The organism is Candidatus Curculioniphilus buchneri endosymbiont of Curculio glandium (assembly GCF_964275155.1).
Taxonomy (GTDB): Bacteria; Pseudomonadota; Gammaproteobacteria; order Enterobacterales; family Enterobacteriaceae; genus Curculioniphilus; species Curculioniphilus buchneri.
Genome location: NZ_OZ193413.1, coordinates 386,087 through 407,880, shown reverse-complemented (window position 1 = coordinate 407,880; position 21,794 = coordinate 386,087). Strand labels below are relative to the sequence as shown.

Sequence of the window (21,794 nt, the reverse complement as noted above, 5' to 3'; positions counted from 1 at the left end):
AATATAAAATGACTTAACAATTACGACAGTATATTCATACTGATATATATTCTTTATTGTTACTAGTACACAACATAAATATTCGGTAGAATATTATGCTGAATTTTTTAAGTTTGAATTTTATTTATAATATATTTTTCATATAAATATTATCAGGTAATATAATTTATTATATAACATGCATATCATTGTTAAAAACAATTTAATTTTTAAGAATTATTCTGTATATATTAATGAAACAAGCTTTCGTCATTTTTACACAAGTAATTTTACTGTAACAGATTTTAGCTAGTTGGAATAATTAATTATTAGTCATTGATTAAATCAGAAAATCAAATCTTGACGTGACTTAAGTACTATCATTCAAGTACTGCTTAATTTATAAGTTTAAATTTATATATTAAGACTCATATATTTCGATGCAATGCTAGTCATCTAAAATAAATGTATAAACTGTAATTATAATTTAGTTTTAATTTTTCTAAAATATAATATTATAATTACAAAAATTAAAATTTTACAATATCATTAGTGCTAAAACCAATGATATTAATATAATTGATATTATCTTATTTTTTAATATCTATATGTGATATATGACTAATATTTTTAGATTATTGATTGATTCATCCTATGAATGAATTTTTATTATTTTACCATGCATATCATGATATGGTATGTTAACATACGGTTAATTTATTGAATATTGAATATATGATTTATATTTAAGAGAAAGATTATATATATTGCTTTTAAAAAAAGATAAATTATGTCTATCAACATAATACTAATTCATTAATTACCTGAATAAATTCATATATGCATTTATTATTTTAAAATATACCATGTACTTATAGTAAAATTTATTAATATTTATTTGAAAGCTATAATAATGTTTAGATTAAACCTTTTATAGTAGATTATAAAGTATCAATGATGTATTCATCGCCTACATCAATGTCATTATTTAATTTCGATATATATGATGATTAAATAATACATTAAAAATATGTATGATTTCAAGTCCTATAAATTATTTAATTACTAATTAATTGTTTTAAAAGCGATATTGATATTCTAGAATACGGTCTAAAAAGACTTTCAATAACACAAGAATTTACATTCTATTTTATTAAAATTTAAATATTTTTTAAAATATTTAAATCTTATTAAAAATAATTATTTTCATGTAAAACATGAAGATTTATAAATCTTATACTATGAATATAGTAAAATTAACCAAATTTTAATAATATAATAAAATTAGTATATTTAAATCTAAAAGATATACAATTAAAAACAAGATACACTTAATAAGATTCAAGAATTACTTTTCAATATAAGAAAATATATTATTTAATCAACATTAAAAATAGAGTAATTCATTTTTAAAAGACCTAACTAAATTTAATGTTATATTTTTTAAATATAATTATATTATCATATATTTTATATAGTTAATTTAACTGAATATTAATTCAAATTTTCTATAATAGTCTGTATTAAATATTTATTCCTTGAAAATTAATAGAGTATTCACTATTTATAAAATAAAATTAAACTTTTTTCTTAAAAAAGAATTTTTATAATTACGATTGATTAATAGAAATCGTTTTATCATATCCATAATATCATATATATTTTATATAATAGTTTATTAATCTCAAAATATATAATAGTATATCGTTATCCGATCATATTTTACATGACATACTTTGAATAAATCACTATGAAAATAATTTTTTATTATAAATATTGCTATTTTAAAAATTAAAAAATTAATTTATCTATTATTTTATCATATACACCAATATGATTAAATTTAATTTAAATACTGTTATTATTTATATTTTTAGTATTTTTTAAAAAACTAATTAATCATAAATATCAATTATTCAATAAGTAGCCTTACCAAAATCAATAAATAGATGAATACTATTAATGCAGAGAAGAAAAATTTTTCTTTATTAGTGTAAAATACCATAAATTTTGTATTTATTTTTTAAAAAATAAATTTTAACCTATTGAACAATAGATGTTAATAATACTTATAAACCAGCATATAATATTATATGCAGACATTACCTTGCTGTAGCATCACTAAAGGTCACACATGTCTAGTTTTGTTATCAAAGTAAAAAAAGCAATTATTCCGGTAGCAGGATTAGGCACAAGAATGTTACCAGCCACCAAAGCAGTTCCTAAGGAAATGTTACCACTAGTAGATAAACCGCTGATTCAGTATGTAGTTAATGAATGTATCGCTGCAGGTATTAACGAAATTATATTAATCACTCATTCTTCAAAAAATTCAATTTTAAATCATTTTGATACTAGTTTTGAATTAGAAACTATGTTAGAAAAACGTATAAATCGCCAACCTTTAGTAGACATTAAAGCGATTTGTCCTCCATATGTTACGATTATGCATATTCGTCAAGGATTGGCCAAAGGGTTAGGTCATGCAGTATTATGTGCTCATCCCCTAATAAAGAATGAACCTGTGGCGATAGTGTTACCTGATGTTATTATTGATGAATATACGTCGAATCTGAAAACCGATAATCTAGCTGCAATGCTTAAGCATTTTGAAAAAACAGGCTTCAGTCAAATTCTTGTTGGACCAACGGATAATGTAAGTAATTATGGAATCGTAAATTGCCAAAATAACAATTTTCAGCCAGGAGAACATATTGAAATAGTAGATGTAGTCGAACATCCAACAGAAGAAGAAGCACCATCTAATTTATCTCTTATCGGTCGTTATGTACTTTCTGCTGAGATTTGGGAATTTTTAAAAAAAACTCCTTCTGGATTTAATAATGAAATTCAACTTACAGATGCCATTGCAATGCTGATGACAAAAAATAGAGTAGAAGCATATCATTTGCAAGGATGCAGCTATGACTGCGGAAACAAATTAGGCTATATGCAAGCCTTTTTTACATATAGTCTTCGACATAAAAGTTTAGGTAAAAAGTTTAAAAATTGGCTACAAACTTCTTTCATAGAACAGTAATATTTTCATTATCTTTATTATACACTCAAATAAACCAAGATATATTAAAATATAAAACATGTGATATAGTTTATATGGGATTACTAAAATCAACGACATTACCTAAAATAGGTAATAAAGTATTATACAGTAATGTCATAATTACAGGATTGAAATTATTAGTACAAAAACTTTTCAGAATTAAAATAGTTCATCAGACATACAATGTCTGCTCTATTAATTGGTTTTATTATGTATGATTCGTTAAATATTTGAAAAGTTTCTTAAATTTTGATGTATGGTTCAATACTGGAGAGTATTTCAGACAGTGTTATAATGACAGTACAGTACACGTATAAACCGTATTATTAATTATATTCATAATAATGAAATAAGTGAATTACTAGACAAGTTATATGAACCATTTAGTGGTTATGATTAATCAAATAATTTTATGAATGCATAGAGTGCTGAACTGATGAAATATGTAGTAAGATTATATATTGGAATAAGAAATGAGTGTTATGAATGAAAACATAGAATTTAGATATAGAAAAATTTCATTGAAATATGGGATCAAATTTTCATATCGACCATAGTGTTATCTATTCTGTATTTTAAATCAATAGTTCTGCTTTGTTAAAACATTCATCAATATACTCATTTTAGTATAGTTGAATCAAATATCAACTTAATTTATCAAAGTTATATGAAGTTAACATTCAACATTTTGATTCAAAGATTCATGAAATATAACGTATTTACAGGTATTATAATGATCTAAACATCATGAGATTTTAAATAAAGACAATGTTTTTGCATTAGTATTTTATGTAATTATCGATTTACATCGAGTAAAAAATTAAATATGCTAAATGTTAATCTAATTTAATTATCATTAAAACAATTAATTATATTGGATGGTTATAATCTTTACGGTCCTGGTACTTAGTCATTATAATATGATTAATTACAGTGTGTTTTACAGAAATAACTTTTGTTTTTACATCAAAAGAAACCTTGATGTAATTTTTATTACTAATAGCGCTAACTTTATCGGTATCGCGTAAGCAATTAATCCTTTGTGAAAGGATGTTAAGTTATTAACATCTATATTAATTTATATAATCATTATCATATCTTTTAAAATGTATTTGATTTGATCGTTTTTATGATTACTTAAATTTAAGTTTTAAAGTAAATCTTATAAATCATATAGTAGAATTCAATATCGCTATGTGGAGTACAATTTTAACGACAAAGCAATAATATACTTAATACTATTACTGTATTAAATAAGTAATAATAATAATTATCCATGATTGTGTTTATTTGATGTAACTTTTTTAAAAAGTTAAAAACTAAATTAAAAATGGGATAAATTTATTCTTATCTTATTAAAAGTCTTATATTTTAATTAAATGCAATTATGCTAATAATATTACAAATTATTTTTATGTATACTCTCTCTTTCTATCAATAAAAATTGAATGTTATTTCATATTAATGTTATATATATCGATAATAATTAAAATTTTTAAAATTAATATAATTATTTTAAAAATCGTAATTTATATGCATTACGCCATTAAAAAATTATTTCTATGAATATCATAATCTTCATAACTTTATTTTTTATACCTTATCTTTTATATATAGCTATTTTATATTACTAAGAATTTTGATTACTAAAAATAATAATATCACGAATTATATTATCATATTATATACAGCGATAAAAAATTATAAAAGAAACTTTCTCTTAAGAATTAAAGAATGATTTTAATAAATTTTTAGAGAAAATTTATTTTAAATTATTTATTGTAGTTTTTTTACTAAAACATATTTACTAATTCTAAAATATTTTGAATATAATATAACTTAATGAATTCATATTAAAATATGAAAATAATATTAATTCAAAAATTAATTTTTATCCAATTTCGTTTTCTATTTTATCTATTTATTAGTTTTATTCTAGAAAAAATTTAGTAAAATTAAGGTTAGATTGCAATCTGATAACATAAATATAACCATAGGCGACAAAGCTATTAATTGAAGTTAATAACTTTAGCTATTTATCATTATAATAACTTTTATAGATTACACTATAAGATTATATTAAAATATGTTTATTATTTCTAATAAATTGAATTAATAATATAAAATAGACTAGAATTAGAAACTTAGTCAAAGTTCAAATATTATTTTGAGATATATACATCCATAAGACCAATAAAAAATTATTAATTATAGAATTCAATAATGTAATACACCATTATAAACTGAACAAAAAAATTGAGCATTAGTAAATATTAATGATTAAATATGTTTTAATGTACATTAAATATTACTTAAATATATAACAGTACTACAATTATCGATTTTATCACATCATTTGATCAAACCATAATATTAAATTATGACAATTAACAGAGTGTGTTACAAATTATACATTCAAATAAAGATGATTATTTATCATACTCAAATAGTATGCATACATTATCGAACTTTGAAAGTTTAATAATCGCATATTTTGTGGTTACTATTTTAAAATAGTGTTGTGAAGTAATGGCTTTTCATATTTTTTCAAAGCTTGATATACATTAAAGCAGCTTTTTATAAAAAAATTGTATGCTTATCAAAAATCGTATTTAGTAAAATTTGAATATGCACAGAAATGCCATTACAATGTGTAAAGTACCTCCGACACGTGGATATTGGTAGCACCTAGAACCAATCTTTTTGCTACCTTATTGGTATGTACACCATAGTGATACGGTGGATTTGACCATGATCAAATCATATTGATCGCTAACAGAAGAATAAACATCACTCGTCAGTCCTTCCCTAATATAATACACATTATCTGATAATATAGCTTGACTTAATACTAACGTTGATATATGAACATAATTAAGAGTTCACTTCATTCCATTCTTATCTTTTTTTGCTAATATTGCTGCTAGTATAGTATGCCAGCACCATAACCAACATCAGCAATTCGTCCATATATGGTGGTTTGATTTGATGTTGCAAGTAAAAGTTGGCTACTAACATCAAGTGCTTTATAGCTAAATATACCTAGTAAAGTTTTAATCATCAAATTATTAATTTGATAAATATACCAATAGCCATCTAAATTAGATGGTGTTTGTATAACTAGTTTTCCACTATATATTGAGCAATGCTTGGCACTATCATTTTTTTAACGGACACCATGTTTCTAATATTCTTTCATCGCTGCGTACTCCAATATAGTTTTCACCTATTACAAAAACATCACAATCAATTTTTAAAATAGATAGTAAATTTGTTAACTGAAAAAATACTTCTGGTTTATTCTTTCACCGAAAGTAAATTAAGGTTTCACAATTCTACACCATAGTAGATTCAGCTACGTAACTGAATATTTCGAGAAGGTAACAGAGTAGATAGTAAATGTTGAATATTGCCTTCTATTATTACTTGTTTGTTAAAAAATAACTTTTGATGATGCAGTAGTATTTCAATAACAAGATGCAATATATGCATGGGCTAAATGTCTTCACATACTGAATTAATTGAAAAAATTATCGTATACTATCGCTTCAGGTTTAGCAATCTGATTAGTTTAACGGTGGTTATGTATTCTCTATCTAATCAATGAATAATAATGAAATGATAAGGCGAAATTTGATATTAAAACAATTAGGCATTATACAATGGACACTTCGTCAACCAGAAGTATCAAGGGAAGGTATTACAGTCAAAATACCGGATAATATCCGATTACTTCTTACATCAGACTCTTTTCCATTATTAGAGAGTCATCCTATGTAGCTGATGTTGCTCGTATTTTAGCGTTAAAAACAGCACAAACCTAAGATTAACTTCCGACAAGCAATGCTGTTTCTACCAGCTAATTTTAGCTGTCACTGTTGGTGGATCGCACAACCGGTCAAACGTAATTTTCATAAAATTACTTTAACAACGGTCATCATTTTCCATTCTAAGAGATAGTATAAGTGCTAAACGTGCATTATGGAACCAAATAAGCAATAATCAACATTATCTAAAAATTATAAATAACATTCAATGTTGCTACATATCTTAGTATAAATTCATGAAAACGGATTATGTCTCTTTTTTTTAGAGTGCTATGGTTTCTAAAAAAATTAGGTAATTAAGCTTTAATTTTTAAATTGTATTGTTTATACCATGATTACAATATTTATATACGTATCAAAAGATACGTATCAGCAATACATGATATATAGTGTTATATTATAATCTGAATGATACAGCAATGCAGTATATTGTTATGATTTATTAGCTACCGGATCATTCTTTATATAAGATGCATAATGAGCATCATGCTTAATTATTATGCTTCTAAAATTCAAACATAGTAATTTTACCATATGTACATTTCGATATTAATATAACGTACCTAATTGGATCTTGATGATTGAAAATTTCATCCTACGATCGATGTGACTAGAGGAAGAGACAATCAAATTTAAAGATTTATAGTAATCATGAAATGTACAATATATTAATAATAATTTTAACTAAAAGTCTCTATATTTGCAATTCAATGGATTTTTAGATAAAATGAAGAGAGAGATATGTATTTTACAATTACTAGTCGCTTAATCTATCAGATATAGACTCATCGTTAAAAAGTATTGATTATTTAGTTAAATAAAAACGCGCTTTTATAAAAAATAATGTAGCATTGTCTATCCTATTAATGATGTCAAAGATTGACATCCGTATGCGTTAGAATTATTTTTTGAAGAAATGTTAAACTTGACCAGATATTAATATCTTGGACTTTTATGAACAGAGTATGACTTTATGCTAGATATTATTGCCAATAGATTAATTTAGATTAATTGTTATAATAGATAATTCTCTTCACATAAAGGAAATCTATATCAATAATATTTTGATGTTTACAGTATAGTCTAATTTAGAAGATGCGTTGGATAAACAATTTTATTATATCAAAACACTAAATTTAAATTAGAATTATTTCGTCGAACGCAACAAGATATTTTCATCCACTGAGCGATGATTCTATTTTGATGTCTTATGAATCAAATAAATTATCTGTGATAGTTACAGTAGATATCTATACTTTAGTATAAGTAAATTACTTTACTTCAAATATAATTCCTGATAAAAAAATTCAGAAAAATTTCAATGTGAAATATACTAAACTTAACTTTAGTAATGCTAATTAGTTTCTTTATATTGCACAAACGTATCTAATATAAATTAGATTTATAAGAATACCTAGCAATTCTATTACATAATACTGCGACTACTAGTAAAGTTATACATCCATCTTACATAAATTACATTGATTATTTACTATTTTTTCTTGCATGCAATGATGATTTATTTGAGCTGATATAGCTGATATAGTAGTTTTACATTATATTATAAGGCAATAATATTGTTATATTAGTACATAGTATTTCAATTTTAATTTTTTAAAATTCCTATACATACTACGCATATAGTATGTATCTACATTCTATTTATATCATTCATATCAATATACGTTTGATAATCTATCATTAAGTTTTAACTTGGATAATACTCTGAATTAATATTTTTATATTTTATGAAATTTACTCAAAGGTTTTAAGATAAAAATAAAAATATTTTATGGTCTTGAATAGATATTTATCCAATATTAATCTTAAATTGTTATGGAATATGTCTATCATTATATAATAATATTAATTATAGCATGGTTCACAACAATCAATTAGTGATCGTTTTGAATATATTGCTTAAATAACGGCGAAAAACAAAAATAGTGTGCTGTGATGAAGAATTTTAAGATTACTGTTTACTTGGCATAAGTGTCACAATAATCATTGTTAACTTATAACGTTACAATCAATAATTAATGACATTACGGTTAAAATAATTAAGATTAGTATCTAAGTATATATAAGGTACTGGAAAAAAAGCAATTGTACTATATCGAAGTAATGGTAATTTAAAATAATTTTATTCAACCAATACATGGTTTTTTTTGAATCAACTAATATAATAACAATATTATATTTTTTTTGGGTACTGAACAATTTTTAGAAAAACTTTTTATTTTATTATGTTTTTAATGCAGACAATGAGATTTAATAAAATATAAATATGATAATATTAAGAATATTCAATATATATCTGCACTGGTTGTTTTAACATAGAAAAGATAATTTTCTTAGTCAAAGTCTTTTACATAATAAGTAATAAATTATGTAGGAATTAACCGTAAAATATTTACATATTTCTAATGAAATCATTAGGTTAATGAAGACAATACATAGCATTGAAAATAATCTAGTTTAAATTTCATCGTTTTTATATCGTGTCCATAGATAAGTAAATAATGTCCTATGATCGTTAAAAAATTATTTTTATTGTTTTCAATTATAAATTTATTTTATATTTAAAAAAATTAGAAAAAAGATAATTTTAAAAAAATTTTTTTTTGACTGTTTTAAAGTCTTAGTAAATTAGATTAATTTATTATTGTGGCAGGAATATATATATCATATAATATGAATGATATTTTAAATTCAGTTATTTTAAGCGGTTTAAAAATAATGTAGTTCAATAGAACTTTTCTTATCAAACTTCTTTATGGTATGTTCTATAACTCATTAAGCTATGCGTCAATTTTTTTAAAGGTTATCATTCGTTGTAATTTCTATATTTTCTATTTATAGACAGTAAAGTGAAAACTTCATATTTAAAATACTTTCATAAAAGTAAATTATTATTAGTTAATTTTATTAATTGCATACAGACTAATTATTTCAATAAAAACACTACTATTATTATATATTGGATCGTAATCCTTACTAAAAATTAATATACCATCTATCTTCTATTTTAAGTTAATTTTAAAATATGAATAATCCTTTAAAATAGTTATCCAATTCTTATTATATATGGTTATTTAACTAAATAAGTGACAAACATACTTTGATGTATACAGGACGCACTTTAATTTGTACTATTTATTATAAATAAAGTGAATATCATAAAACTATATTATTTGTATATATTGTGCTATAAGATATAATCTTCGATTATAAACGGCGAATGAGTTATCATAAGTTAAATATCAATGCGTCACATTAAAAATATTCTATGTTGTAAAAACAATATTCTGCTACTACTGATAAATATGTTAAAAAAATAGAAAAGTTAATCTCGTAGTTCAGATTTAAAAAAATATTCCTTTTCATTGCTTTCCTGTATTATGCATAATCATTGATAACTATCAATGTTAAATTTTAATATGTTAACCATATCTTAATATAATATGGAAAATTTGAAAAATTATGAATAACCTTACTTTTACAGCACAACGTGTGCTTAGATTTCTAGATTTAACTAGATTAAATGATAATGATAACGAACAAGAGATCATTTCTCTTTGTAGAAAAGCTCAAAATATTGCCGGAAATACTGCAGCAATATGTATCTATCCATATTTTATTCCAATAGCCCGAAAAATCCTAGATCTGCAAAATAACACATCTATTCGCATAGCCACCGTGACAAATTTTCCCCATGGAAGACACAAATTAACCATCGCTATACAAGAAATTTGCTCTGCTATTGCATACGGAGCAAATGAAATTGATATGGTTTTTCCTTATCAGTCTCTTATTGCCGGTAATGAAAATATTGGTTTTACAATGGTAAAAGAGGCCAGTGAACTTTGTCAAAACAAACACGTCCTGTTAAAAGTAATTATTGAATGTGGCGAACTACAACACGCGAATCTTATTCGTTGTGCAACAAATATTGTCATTGCAGGTGGTGCAAATTTTATTAAAACATCTACCGGAAAAACCCCAATTAATGCTACATTGACAAATGCCGAGATAATTCTCAAGACTATCATTGAACAAAATGCTGAAAAACGAGTAGGTCTTAAAGTTTCTGGAGGTATCCGTACTGTTCAAGAGGCAACTGCTTATTTAGATCTTACTGATAAAATCATGGGAGTAAATTGGATTAATTTACAAAATTTTCGTATTGGTGCTTCAAGCTTATTGGATGATATTCTTAGAATTATAAACCAGGATTCTCATCAAAAGCCACAAAATTTAAAACACATAAATTAAAGATATTCTTGTATTGTTAACACAATGAAGTTTATAGTTCACCATGATGTCGAGGTGATTGCCATAAATCAGAAGATTTATTTACTAATTTATTAAGTTATTAATATTATTAACTATCGATTGAATATAATATAAAAATTTACATCAAACTACATAACTGCAATTATATTGAGCACTATCATAATCAATGTAAGAAAACAATCATAATCTATACATAAATTTATGTTATCAATCTTTAACTATAGTATTTTAATAGACTGAGCGAATTCAAAACAACTTTAAATTGTATCGTGTATAGCAACAAAGACTATACTTTTCAGAAGTAATAGGTAATGATTATTGGTTTATATAATTTTATTTCTATTAATAATTAGATAATTATATATATAATGTATGAATTAATTAACCTTCAGTAATGCTTAATAATACAAGAGCACCATTAATTGATATTTTATCATATTAACTAAAATTAGATTTAGATATAATCCATATAATAAAAAGAACCATCTTAGCAATAATTACTTTAGAAATTAAAATTGTGCTGTTATTACAAATTGCTTGCATTTACATTGCATAGTTATATTTAGTTTCACATCAGATGCCATAATTATTATGAGTATAATGCGACATATTACATTTTAACTTGATTTGCAAAAGTCATTGATGACTTAAAAAATCATGTAATATTTTAAAGTACAGGAGAATATTTATTATGCGGCGTGCATTTATTATGGTGCTTGATTCATTTGGTATCGGTGCTGCAGAAGATGCTGATAAATTCGGAGACCTCGGATCAGATACCCTAGGTCATATTGCTAATATATGTGCACTACAAGGTGCTAATCATGGACGATATGGGATATTGAAATTACCCAACTTGACATTACTAGGACTAGCCAAAGCTTCTGAACAATCTACTGGCTATTGTCCAGCAGGATTGGAAAAAAATATAAATGTTATCGGTGCATATGCTTATGCTAGCGAAATTTCTTCTGGTAAGGACACGCCGTCAGGACATTGGGAAATCGCAGGAGTACCAGTTTTATTCGATTGGGGATATTTTCGGAATGTAAAAAATAGTTTTCCATCAGAATTATTAACTAAATTAATGAAACGTGCATGTTTGTCGGGATTCCTTGGTAATTGTCATGCTTCAGGCACAATCATTCTTAAGCAATTAGGAGAAGAGCACCTACGTACTGGCAAACCTATTGTTTACACATCTTCGGATTCAGTATTTCAAATAGCTTGCCATGAAGAAAGTTTTGGCCTACATCATCTGTATGATTTATGTAAAATTGCTCGAGAAATTTTGATAGAAGATGACTATAACATTGGTCGTGTTATCGCTCGACCTTTTGTTGGTTTGACATCTAACCAATTTCGTCGTACCGAAAATAGACGTGATCTTTCATTAAAGCCTCCAGAAGCTACAATTTTACAAAAATTAATCGAAGAAAAAAATGGTACTGTAGTATCTGTAGGTAAAATTGCTGACATTTACGCACAAGTAGGAATTAGTAAAAAAGTTAAAGCCACTGATTTACAGTCCCTGTTTGATGCAACGATGCTAGAAATGGATATAGCAGGTAATAATACTATCGTATTTACTAATTTTGTTGACTTTGATTCAATATATGGACATCGTCGTGATGTAGCTGGTTATGCAGCAGCACTAGAATATTTTGACAGTCGTCTTCCGGAAATGATATCACGGGTCTATGAGGATGATATATTAATCCTCACCGCTGATCACGGCTGTGATCCAACGTGGCACGGAACTGATCATACACGGGAACATATCCCCATATTAATTTATGGTCCTAAAGTACAGCCTGGTTTTTATGGCCATCGTAGTACTTTTGCTGATATAGGACAAACGGTAGCACGTTACTTTAATCTTTCACCGATGAACTATGGAATACACATTTTTTAATGATTACAAAAATTAAATTATAATATATTAATAATCATCTACTGACGCCCAAGTAACATACTTTATATTATTTTTATAAAATAAGGAGAAGTACAGTGACACCACACATTAACGCTGAATTAGGTGCTTTTGCTGAGGTTATATTAATGCCAGGGGACCCACTTAGAGCACAATACATTGCTAATGTTTTTTTAGATAACGCCAAACAAGTTAATAGCATACGTGGTATGCTGGGTTATACTGGATCCTATAAAGGACAAGCAATATCGGTGATGGGACATGGTATGGGTATACCATCTTGTTCTATTTATGCTAAAGAGCTTATTACCGATTTCGGCGTCAAAAAAATTATTCGAGTTGGTTCATGCGGAGCCATTAAAGATAATATAAACATACATGATATCATTATTGGTATGGGTGCTAGTACTGATTCTAAAGTAAATCGAATACGCTTTAAAAATCATGATTTCGCTGCGATTGCTGATTTCAATATGGTAAAAAATGCAGTAGACGCTGCTAAAACTGCTGGCATTCCAGTGCATATAGGAAATCTTTTTTCCACCGATTTATTTTATTCTCCAGATACACAACTATTCGATCTTTTAGAAAAATATGGAATCCTAGGCATAGACATGGAAGCTGCAGGAATCTATGGAATTGCAGCTGAATTCAATATTCGTGCATTAGTAATTTGTACCGTATCGAATCATATTCGACGTAAAGAATCTTTGAATGCAACTGATCGTCAGACTACATTTAATGATATGATTAAATTATCTCTAGAGTCAGTCTTATTAAGTGAAATCTAATAATTGAACAAATATTCAATTCAAAACAAAATAATAAATGTAATTTATATTTAAGGCTATCGAGGAGGGATAGCATATCTGTATATTTTCTACAATATCTTAGTTTCTAATTATTTTAGATCTGTTCTATTTTTTCATAAACACAGAGCATGATGTAATACTTATTAATGTAAGTTTTATTAAATAAAGATCGAATCAATGAACCATTGATTCGATCTAATTGTAACATTCTTAACATGAATCAAAAAGATTAATATTAATGCAAGAAAATTTGAGATCGTCAATAATATACTATTAATACTAGTGAATTATTAAAATTAGAAACGAAGCATTTTATTACGCATTGATTATTATGCCGTTTTTAGCCACGTAGACTACAAGACATATGTAAACTGATTAATGAAAAACAAACTTTTTAACAAAAAAGATAAAGACAAAACAATAAATTAGTTCACTTACTAATAAGAACATTTTTTATTTTTCTAGTATGCTAACAAATAGTATACATTAGATTTATATGTGAATGCAGTATGAGTGATGTTTTCTCTTTGGAGAAACTCACACAATAAATAGCTTATCGCCTATCTCGTTTGATAGGAGCAATTCATCTTTATGGAGATATACATAATATGTATAAAAAAGCAATTTTACTATCTACCAATAGTCAATTAAGGTTAAGCCAAACAGTTCATGTTAATATTAATTAATATGTATACTATAAAAAAATAATAAAATCTATCAACATAAAACTAATGTACCTATGTACATTAATCACACACAGTAATTTTAAATGTATTGAATATATTATATATACTGTTTTTTAATAAAAATTAAATTTAATTAAAAAAGTAAACATGTATGGTATACATGAAAATATTTTTTACTGGTAGTAATACTTTTAATTCATTATTTTCAATTTCATTCCGTATTTAACGGTCATTTATTAACTCTAATAATTAATGAATAATATTTGTTTATTTATTCATAGATTGACAATTATATTGATAATGGTCATTTTAATCAAACTATAATCTTTATAAAATTAATATCAAAAGATTATCTTATTTTTTATAGAGCCTTAAAAAAACCAAAGCACGCTTTTAGAAGATTTACATATTTAGCAAAGTTATCTAAGTCACTAGTGATAATTAAATTAATATAAAATATATATTACTATTTTGATTTAATTATTCCATAATAAAATATTATATTTTATTAGCTTAGTATCTATTAGTAGGAATTGATAATTAATATTGTTAAAGATGCTAAGTGCATAAGTTTATTATATTGTATACACTTAATGTTTACAAAACGTTTTCTATTCTCTTTCAATTAATATACGAAATCAATAATCATCAATTCCATAAAAGTAATGTACATTATATTAATTAATATTATTAGCCATCAGATCATAGATAGATATCTAGATATTACTTTCACTGTCCATCTAATATAATTAGATAGACCTTTATTTATAAAAAAATTTTATATATCAAAAGGGCAATTTAAAGTAGTTATTTATCTCATATAAAAGATATTTAAATTTCGATAGAAATAAATATAATAGATATTATTTTAGTATAAATATTAATAATATTAAATTATTAAATACAATCTTTCAATATGCACAGGAGAATATATGAATCTTGATTATCTAATAATTATTTCTTCTAACTTTGATTTAAAAAATTTAATTTATAAGAATTAACTTAATAATTTTTTAAAAAACTATTAACATTATTTCATTTTACAACATACATGGTAATGTTTTTAATCTATAAAATTTATAACTAGATAATTTTATTACCTAAATATTGGACATAAAAGATTTTCATTCTTTTTATCAAATTTATATAATTTAATATCTAAAGTTATAAAAATTAGCCTATTAGTGTTATATAATCCTTTTTAAGGATAAATTATGAATTTAATTTCATATCAAATATTTTTATATTGACATCATGTAAGTTAATGAATTTCAATCAAAATATTTGGTTTTAAATTAATACAAAAATACATTGCTATTATGTATAGTGTATTAGAATATGTAGTGAATAGAAAAAATTTCTTTGACTAACGACAATGATATTATACTAAAAATATAGTGTTACAATGAGGATATTTATTAGGTGGATAGTAATATTATGTATCACCTATTTTTTAAGGATAAACTATGATAATAGTTACAGGCGGAGCTGGATTTATTGGCAGTAATCTTATTACTGCGTTGAATCAGATCGGATACAATGATATTTTGGTTGTAGATAATTTAAAAAATGGTGCTAAACATGTGAATTTAGTAGACCTGAACATTAGCGATTATATGGATAAAAAAGATTTCATGGACTGTATTGTATCTGGTGATAATTTTGGTAATAATATTAATGCAGTATTTCATGAAGGTGCCTGTTCATCCACTACTGAGCAAGATGGCAATTATATAATGTATAACAACTATAAATATTCTAAAATATTGGTACATTACTGTATAAAATTAATGATACCTTTTTTATATGCATCTTCAGCAAGCATATATGGCAATCGGATAGAAAATTTCATTGAAAATCGAAAGTATGAACATCCATTGAATATTTATGGATATTCTAAATTTTTATTTGATCAGTATGTACGCATATTACTACCGAAAACTTCATCGCAAATTTGTGGTTTACGTTATTTTAACGTATATGGTCCTCACGAAGGACATAAAGGTAATATGGCAAGTATGATATTCCATTTAAATAATCAAGTCCAAACTGGACAAAATCCAAAATTATTTAAAGGAAGTAAAAAATTTAAACGTGATTTTATTCATGTTAAAGATGTGGCTTCGACTAATATCTGGTTTTGGAAAAAAAAAATATCTGGTATATTTAATTGTGGTACTGGCCAGGCAGAAACATTTCAAACTATCGCAAATGCTGTACTAGACTATCATAAAAAAGAAACAATTGAATATATTTCATTTCCTAAAAACCTCAAAGGAGTTTATCAAACTTATACTCAAGCAAATTTAAATAAACTACGTTCTTCAGGGTATAATCGATCCTTTACAACCATTAATACGGGAATTGTTGAATATTTAAACTGGTTAAATAATTCTCCTTAATATGTTCTATCAATAATAGAAGCAGTACTTGATGAAAATATTAGTGATTGGACCATCTTGGATTGGCGATATGATGATGTCTCAAAGTTTATATCGTTTACTAAAACGACATTATCCTGATGTAAAAATTGATGTAATGGCACCACTTTGGTGTAGCGCTTTACTAAATTATATGCCAGAAGTTAATCAGAATTTAGTGATGCCGATTGATCATAAGATTCTAAAATTAGGTCAACGTTATCAATTAGGACGTGCTTTACGTAAGCATAACTATCGGCTAGCTTTGGTTTTACCTAATTCTTTCAAATCAGCACTTGTACCTTTTTTTTCTGACATTCCTCGACGTATTGGTTGGCGTGGAGAAATGCGTTACGGTTTATTAAACGACATTCGTATATTAAATGAACAAGCGTTTCCATTGATGGTACAGCGTTACGCTGCTCTAGCTTATGATAGTCACATGATACGTAGTGCTGAAGATCTACCGAAACCACTACCCTATCCTAGGATAAGAGTTGACGTTCAGGAGATTAGAAAAATTTTGGGTTCTTTTATTCCTTCAAGTACGCGTTCACTTATTGGATTGTGTCTCGGTGCAGCATGTGGATTGATCAAATGTTGGCCACACTACCATTTCGCTACCCTTGCCAAAGAACTGATTTATCGTAATTATCAAATCGTACTATTTGGTTCATTGAAAGATTTTAAGTCTAGCGAATCAATTAATAATACTTTACCAAAAACTTTACGTCGATATTGCCATAATTTAGTTGGACAAACCACTTTAGAACAAGCAGTGAAGCTTATTGCTGCTTGTCAAGGAATTATCAGTAACGATTCAGGACTAATGCATATAGCTAGTGCGTTAGATCGTCCGTTGGTAGCGTTATATGGGCCTAGTAGTCCAGAATTTACTCCACCTCTTTCTAGTCAAGCGCGGGTTATTCGTTTAACCACAGGACGTTATAAAATCCGACAAAGTATTAATCAACAACAATATCATCAAAGTTTAATAGCTATTAAACCTGCTCGAGTTCTTAGCGAGTTAGAAACAATACTGCTCTTACCTAAAAACACAACATGAATGTTCTAATTATTAAAATATCTTCAATGGGTGACATATTGCATACTCTTCCTGCATTGACTGATGCCATGAACATGCTAGTAAACATCCGTTTTGATTGGGTAATAGAAGAAAATTTTGCTCAAATTCCTACTTGGCATCCTGCAGTATGCCAAGTATTTCCGGTAGCGCTTCGTCGATGGAGATACAATTGGTTTAATACAGAGACAATACAAGAACTATTTAATTTTACATTTCAATTGCAGAAAAAAAAATATGAAATTATCATTGATGCTCAAGGATTAATTAAAAGTGCTGCCTTGGTAGCTTTTGTTCATGGTGAAAAACATGGTTTGGATTATAAGAGTGCGCGTGAACCTTTAGCGAGTTTTTTTTATAATCAGCGTCATACAGTAGCTAAACAGCAGCATGCTATTAAACGCATACGTCAGCTTTTTTCCAACAGTTTAAGCTATATACTTTCCGACAATCTTATCGACTATGCTATTACACATTATTTTAAGTCCAAACTAATAAGTAAAAATCCTTATCTAATTTTTTTACATTCTACAACCCATATACGAAAACATTGGCCAGAATCTCATTGGCGTCTATTGATAGCATTTACTAATGAATCTGGATATCGAATTAAATTACCTTGGGGATCAAACGATGAATATCAGCGTTCTTATAGATTAGCCCAAGGATATAGCCATGTTGAAATTTTACTATCGCATTCACTGATGCAAATTGCAGAACAATTGATCGGTGCCACGGCAATAGTATCAGTAGATACTGGAATTAGTCACTTAGCAGCTGCTTTAAATTGCCCGAATTTGACGCTCTATGGTCCAACTGATCCTAATTTGATTGGTGTTCACGGACGGTATCAAAAGATTTTACGTGCAAAAGATGGAAATATGAAAAATTTAACCGCAGTTAGCGTATGGCAAGCTTTACAAACAATTTTAACATCAAAATAAAAATAATATTCTTTTGATAATTGATGTAGTTTATTTATATTACTTCAGTCTTACTAATTAATATTATATCCACTACTGAACTAAATTTCATTGACGTTAAGAATAGTAATTTACTCGCTATATTATATATAGCTTATTATATTTAGATAATTGAAGTAGGTTCAGACGATAAAATATTGTATTTTTTCAGAGATTTTATAAAAAATAAAATTAAATTAACGGAATAATCAGGTATTCAAGCAACGTATTTTTTTTAAATGATTTAGATAACTAAATCTAGTTATAATCATTTAATTAAAAAATAATGATACACATGTAAATTTAAAATTTAAAGTTTACATATTTAATCTAATATAAGATATATTATTCTTCATATTAATAACATGAAATATTATAGTTTGTATAGGAAGTTATATGATTAATTAATTTTGATTATTTAAACTTATTGAATAGCAAATTAAATATATAAGTTGATATGATTATGATATATTATATAAATAAGCATATTATTATATATCAATATATATGCTTAGTATAAAAAAATTCTAATTTTTACTGAATTATTTATGGATCCATAAAAACATATATATTTTCTATCATACAGATACAAAAATAAAATAACACTTTTAATAGCATTAGCCAAGATAATCTAAACTCTTTTAGAGGAAATCTTTGTATAATCACCAAATTTACTATCTACTTACAAATAAAAATTTCATTACATTCCAAACATAAGATATTAGATATAAATCTAGCTTTAAAGATCAATTGTATTGGAATCACATGTTATATAACCTTTTTATATAATCGTATAAGATCTTTTCGCATTATTAATTATTTTAATGGCTGTATGCTCTCAGCTATAACTACGTAAAAAGAATGTGATCAAATTTATTAATTTGAGGTATCTAAGATAATGTAAAAAGTACTTAACTAAAGTTTCTATATAAAATGTAATTTTTTACATCTAGCATGGATATAAAAATTTAAATTTTATTTAAAATAAGTATCTAAGCAATTTGATTTGACTAAAAATTTTTTGTTTTTTTTCTAAATGAATAATCATATCAGTAAATTTTATTTTCTTTCAATATTTTTTTTTGAAACAACCTACATTGTAGGTACAACTTTTCAGCATCCTGTCTATACTTTTTTTAAAGTTAAAAGATAATTTCACCTTATACGATCATCAATTATCTTCCAAATTAGAAGTTTAAGATTGAACTGCAATGAATCGTTAGCCATTTTAGCTTATGTTACGTATAATATAGTCATTTTAATAATCCAATTTTTGGAATTATTTATTTTTTCTAATATTGTGTATTTATCTTTTATCGTTCATATATATCAGTTCGTTGCTTATCTAGCGTTTTTATGAAACACATAATGTTATTAATCTAGCGGATTATTTTAACATCAAATAACTTAACGTAGTTAATGAAAGAATTGTACATGATACTAGATCAATGTTGAATTTATTATCTAATGGTTATATTTAAACTTGTTATTTTCTTTTTTAAACAGCAGTATTCACTACTATGATTATCTGCACTCATAATATTGATTTATTTTGCATACTTAAAAAGTAGGATACTAATGAATAAAATTCATGTTCTTTTTAACAAAATTAACACTTTTTTTAGTTGTATTTTCTATAGCATATAAAATGACTATAATAAACAGTATCTATTGTGGCCCATTAAATTATCATTTTTCAATGGAAGTAAAAATCTATTTTTAATTACAGTTTAATAAAAAACTATTATTGATTCATAAGTTTAAAGATATCATTAAAACTACACAGAGTCTTTATTTTATTTTTTCTTCAGAATATTAGAAAGTACTATTACTAAAAATTAATTATAGTTTATAGATTCTATCTAGAAAAATATCCTCTTCTATAATTAAGTAATCCTTAATTTCTTAATATATTATATTAGATTAATATCTAAAATTATTAATTTAAATTTTTTCTAGAAAATGTTATCATTTTCATCGGTTGCAATATTCAAATTAATAATATCAACTTTTTGAAATATTACATTTGAAAAATTATATTAGATAATTATTGATAATATTGGTGCTAATATCATGTTAATTATTTTTATGTAACCAGCTAATACTTTTTAATTTTAATACAGTTGTAGTATATTTGTAAAATATATAGACTATTTATATTTATTGTAATAAATAGAGTATAAACTTACTATAATTACTACCTGTTCGTGAACATTTTTCTTACAATTTTATTTTTTATTAAAAACTATAATCAAAGTGTCATTCAAATCAAAAAGGATTCTGTTATTTTATCGAGTCAATAATAAATTTGAGTACATATATTCATTCATCATTTATGTGTATCAGTAAAGTTATAAAATTATTCCTAATAGGAAGATTAGTGATAATAAAAGATACATTTTTCAGATTAATATAATCAATTACAAGAAATATTAAAATAATTATTACACTTTCATCTTTTACATATTATTAACTCACATTCATTAATTCATAAAGCTATTGAATTAATCTACCGGATATTCTAGATCAAGTGAATATAGCACGATGAGCCTTATAGGGAGATAAGATATGTTATGTAGGAAAAAAATTTCTCAAACATGATTAGATCAAAATAGCGTTGTATGATATATGCTTATTATTTTAATTTAACTTATATTAGTCGATAATATTATTATATAATATCAAAAAAAAGAAAATTTCGACGGTTAGAAATGATATAATATGATTATATAGA

11 protein-coding genes are annotated in these 21,794 nt (G+C 25.2%); 8 read left to right on the top strand and 3 right to left on the bottom strand.

Annotated features, from left to right (window positions below):
• The first annotated feature begins 2,113 nt into the window (after positions 1–2,113).
• On the top strand, positions 2,114–3,019 hold the full coding sequence (galU, locus tag ACICP0_RS01210; protein WP_395480131.1) for a UTP--glucose-1-phosphate uridylyltransferase GalU: 906 nt from the start codon (positions 2,114–2,116) through the stop codon (positions 3,017–3,019).
• Positions 3,020–5,963: 2,944 nt separating this feature from the next.
• On the opposite strand, the gene ACICP0_RS01205 is transcribed toward galU, so the two are convergent.
• The 3 genes from ACICP0_RS01205 to ACICP0_RS01195 all read right to left on the bottom strand — a co-directional run bounded on the left by ACICP0_RS01205 (position 5,964) and on the right by ACICP0_RS01195 (position 6,523).
• On the bottom strand, positions 5,964–6,101 hold the full coding sequence (locus tag ACICP0_RS01205) for a methyltransferase (protein ID WP_395480130.1): 138 nt from the start codon (positions 6,099–6,101) through the stop codon (positions 5,964–5,966).
• A gap of 97 nt (positions 6,102–6,198) precedes the next feature.
• Positions 6,199–6,291, bottom strand: a complete 93-nt coding sequence (locus tag ACICP0_RS01200) for a hypothetical protein (protein ID WP_395480231.1) — start codon at positions 6,289–6,291, stop codon at positions 6,199–6,201.
• A gap of 100 nt (positions 6,292–6,391) precedes the next feature.
• Positions 6,392–6,523: a hypothetical protein gene (locus ACICP0_RS01195; protein WP_395480129.1), complete on the bottom strand. Its 132-nt coding sequence runs from the start codon at positions 6,521–6,523 to the stop codon at positions 6,392–6,394.
• A gap of 150 nt (positions 6,524–6,673) precedes the next feature.
• On the opposite strand from ACICP0_RS01195, the gene ACICP0_RS01190 reads away from it, so the two are divergent.
• The 7 genes from ACICP0_RS01190 (at position 6,674) to rfaC (ending at position 19,042) form a co-directional block, all read left to right on the top strand.
• The gene (locus ACICP0_RS01190) at positions 6,674–6,820 is read left to right on the top strand and encodes a DNA polymerase III subunit psi (RefSeq protein WP_395480128.1); all 147 of its coding nucleotides are present in this window, start codon (positions 6,674–6,676) and stop codon (positions 6,818–6,820) included.
• A 3,530-nt stretch (positions 6,821–10,350) separates the two neighbouring features.
• Positions 10,351–11,142, top strand: a complete 792-nt coding sequence (gene deoC, locus ACICP0_RS01185; RefSeq protein ID WP_395480127.1) for a deoxyribose-phosphate aldolase — start codon at positions 10,351–10,353, stop codon at positions 11,140–11,142.
• Between the two features lie 712 nt (positions 11,143–11,854).
• Entirely contained in the window at positions 11,855–13,078 is a 1,224-nt protein-coding gene (locus ACICP0_RS01180; protein WP_395480126.1) for a phosphopentomutase, read from the top strand.
• A 146-nt stretch (positions 13,079–13,224) separates the two neighbouring features.
• The gene (gene deoD / locus ACICP0_RS01175) at positions 13,225–13,887 is read left to right on the top strand and encodes a purine-nucleoside phosphorylase (RefSeq protein ID WP_395480230.1); all 663 of its coding nucleotides are present in this window, start codon (positions 13,225–13,227) and stop codon (positions 13,885–13,887) included.
• 2,173 nt (positions 13,888–16,060) lie between these two features.
• Positions 16,061–16,996 (top strand): ADP-glyceromanno-heptose 6-epimerase, encoded by a 936-nt coding sequence (gene rfaD, locus ACICP0_RS01170; RefSeq protein WP_395480125.1) that lies wholly within the window; start codon positions 16,061–16,063, stop codon positions 16,994–16,996.
• A gap of 31 nt (positions 16,997–17,027) precedes the next feature.
• Positions 17,028–18,080 (top strand): lipopolysaccharide heptosyltransferase II, encoded by a 1,053-nt coding sequence (gene waaF, locus ACICP0_RS01165; RefSeq protein ID WP_395480124.1) that lies wholly within the window; start codon positions 17,028–17,030, stop codon positions 18,078–18,080.
• The gene (gene rfaC / locus ACICP0_RS01160) at positions 18,077–19,042 is read left to right on the top strand and encodes a lipopolysaccharide heptosyltransferase RfaC (protein ID WP_395480123.1); all 966 of its coding nucleotides are present in this window, start codon (positions 18,077–18,079) and stop codon (positions 19,040–19,042) included. The genes waaF and rfaC overlap by 4 nt, the downstream gene beginning before the upstream one ends.
• The last annotated feature ends 2,752 nt before the right edge of the window (positions 19,043–21,794 follow it).

Excerpts from the sequence above, each read along its gene's own strand:
- ACICP0_RS01205 (WP_395480130.1), bottom strand. The coding sequence starts at position 6,101 with ATGATTAAAACTTTACTAGGTATATTTAGCTATAAAGCACTTGATGTT.
- waaF (WP_395480124.1), top strand. The coding sequence starts at position 17,028 with ATGAAAATATTAGTGATTGGACCATCTTGGATTGGCGATATGATGATG.
- rfaC (WP_395480123.1), top strand. The coding sequence starts at position 18,077 with ATGAATGTTCTAATTATTAAAATATCTTCAATGGGTGACATATTGCAT.
- deoD (WP_395480230.1), top strand. The coding sequence starts at position 13,225 with ATGCCAGGGGACCCACTTAGAGCACAATACATTGCTAATGTTTTTTTA.
- deoC (WP_395480127.1), top strand. The coding sequence starts at position 10,351 with ATGAATAACCTTACTTTTACAGCACAACGTGTGCTTAGATTTCTAGAT.
- rfaD (WP_395480125.1), top strand. The coding sequence starts at position 16,061 with ATGATAATAGTTACAGGCGGAGCTGGATTTATTGGCAGTAATCTTATT.
- galU (WP_395480131.1), top strand. The coding sequence starts at position 2,114 with ATGTCTAGTTTTGTTATCAAAGTAAAAAAAGCAATTATTCCGGTAGCA.
- ACICP0_RS01180 (WP_395480126.1), top strand. The coding sequence starts at position 11,855 with ATGCGGCGTGCATTTATTATGGTGCTTGATTCATTTGGTATCGGTGCT.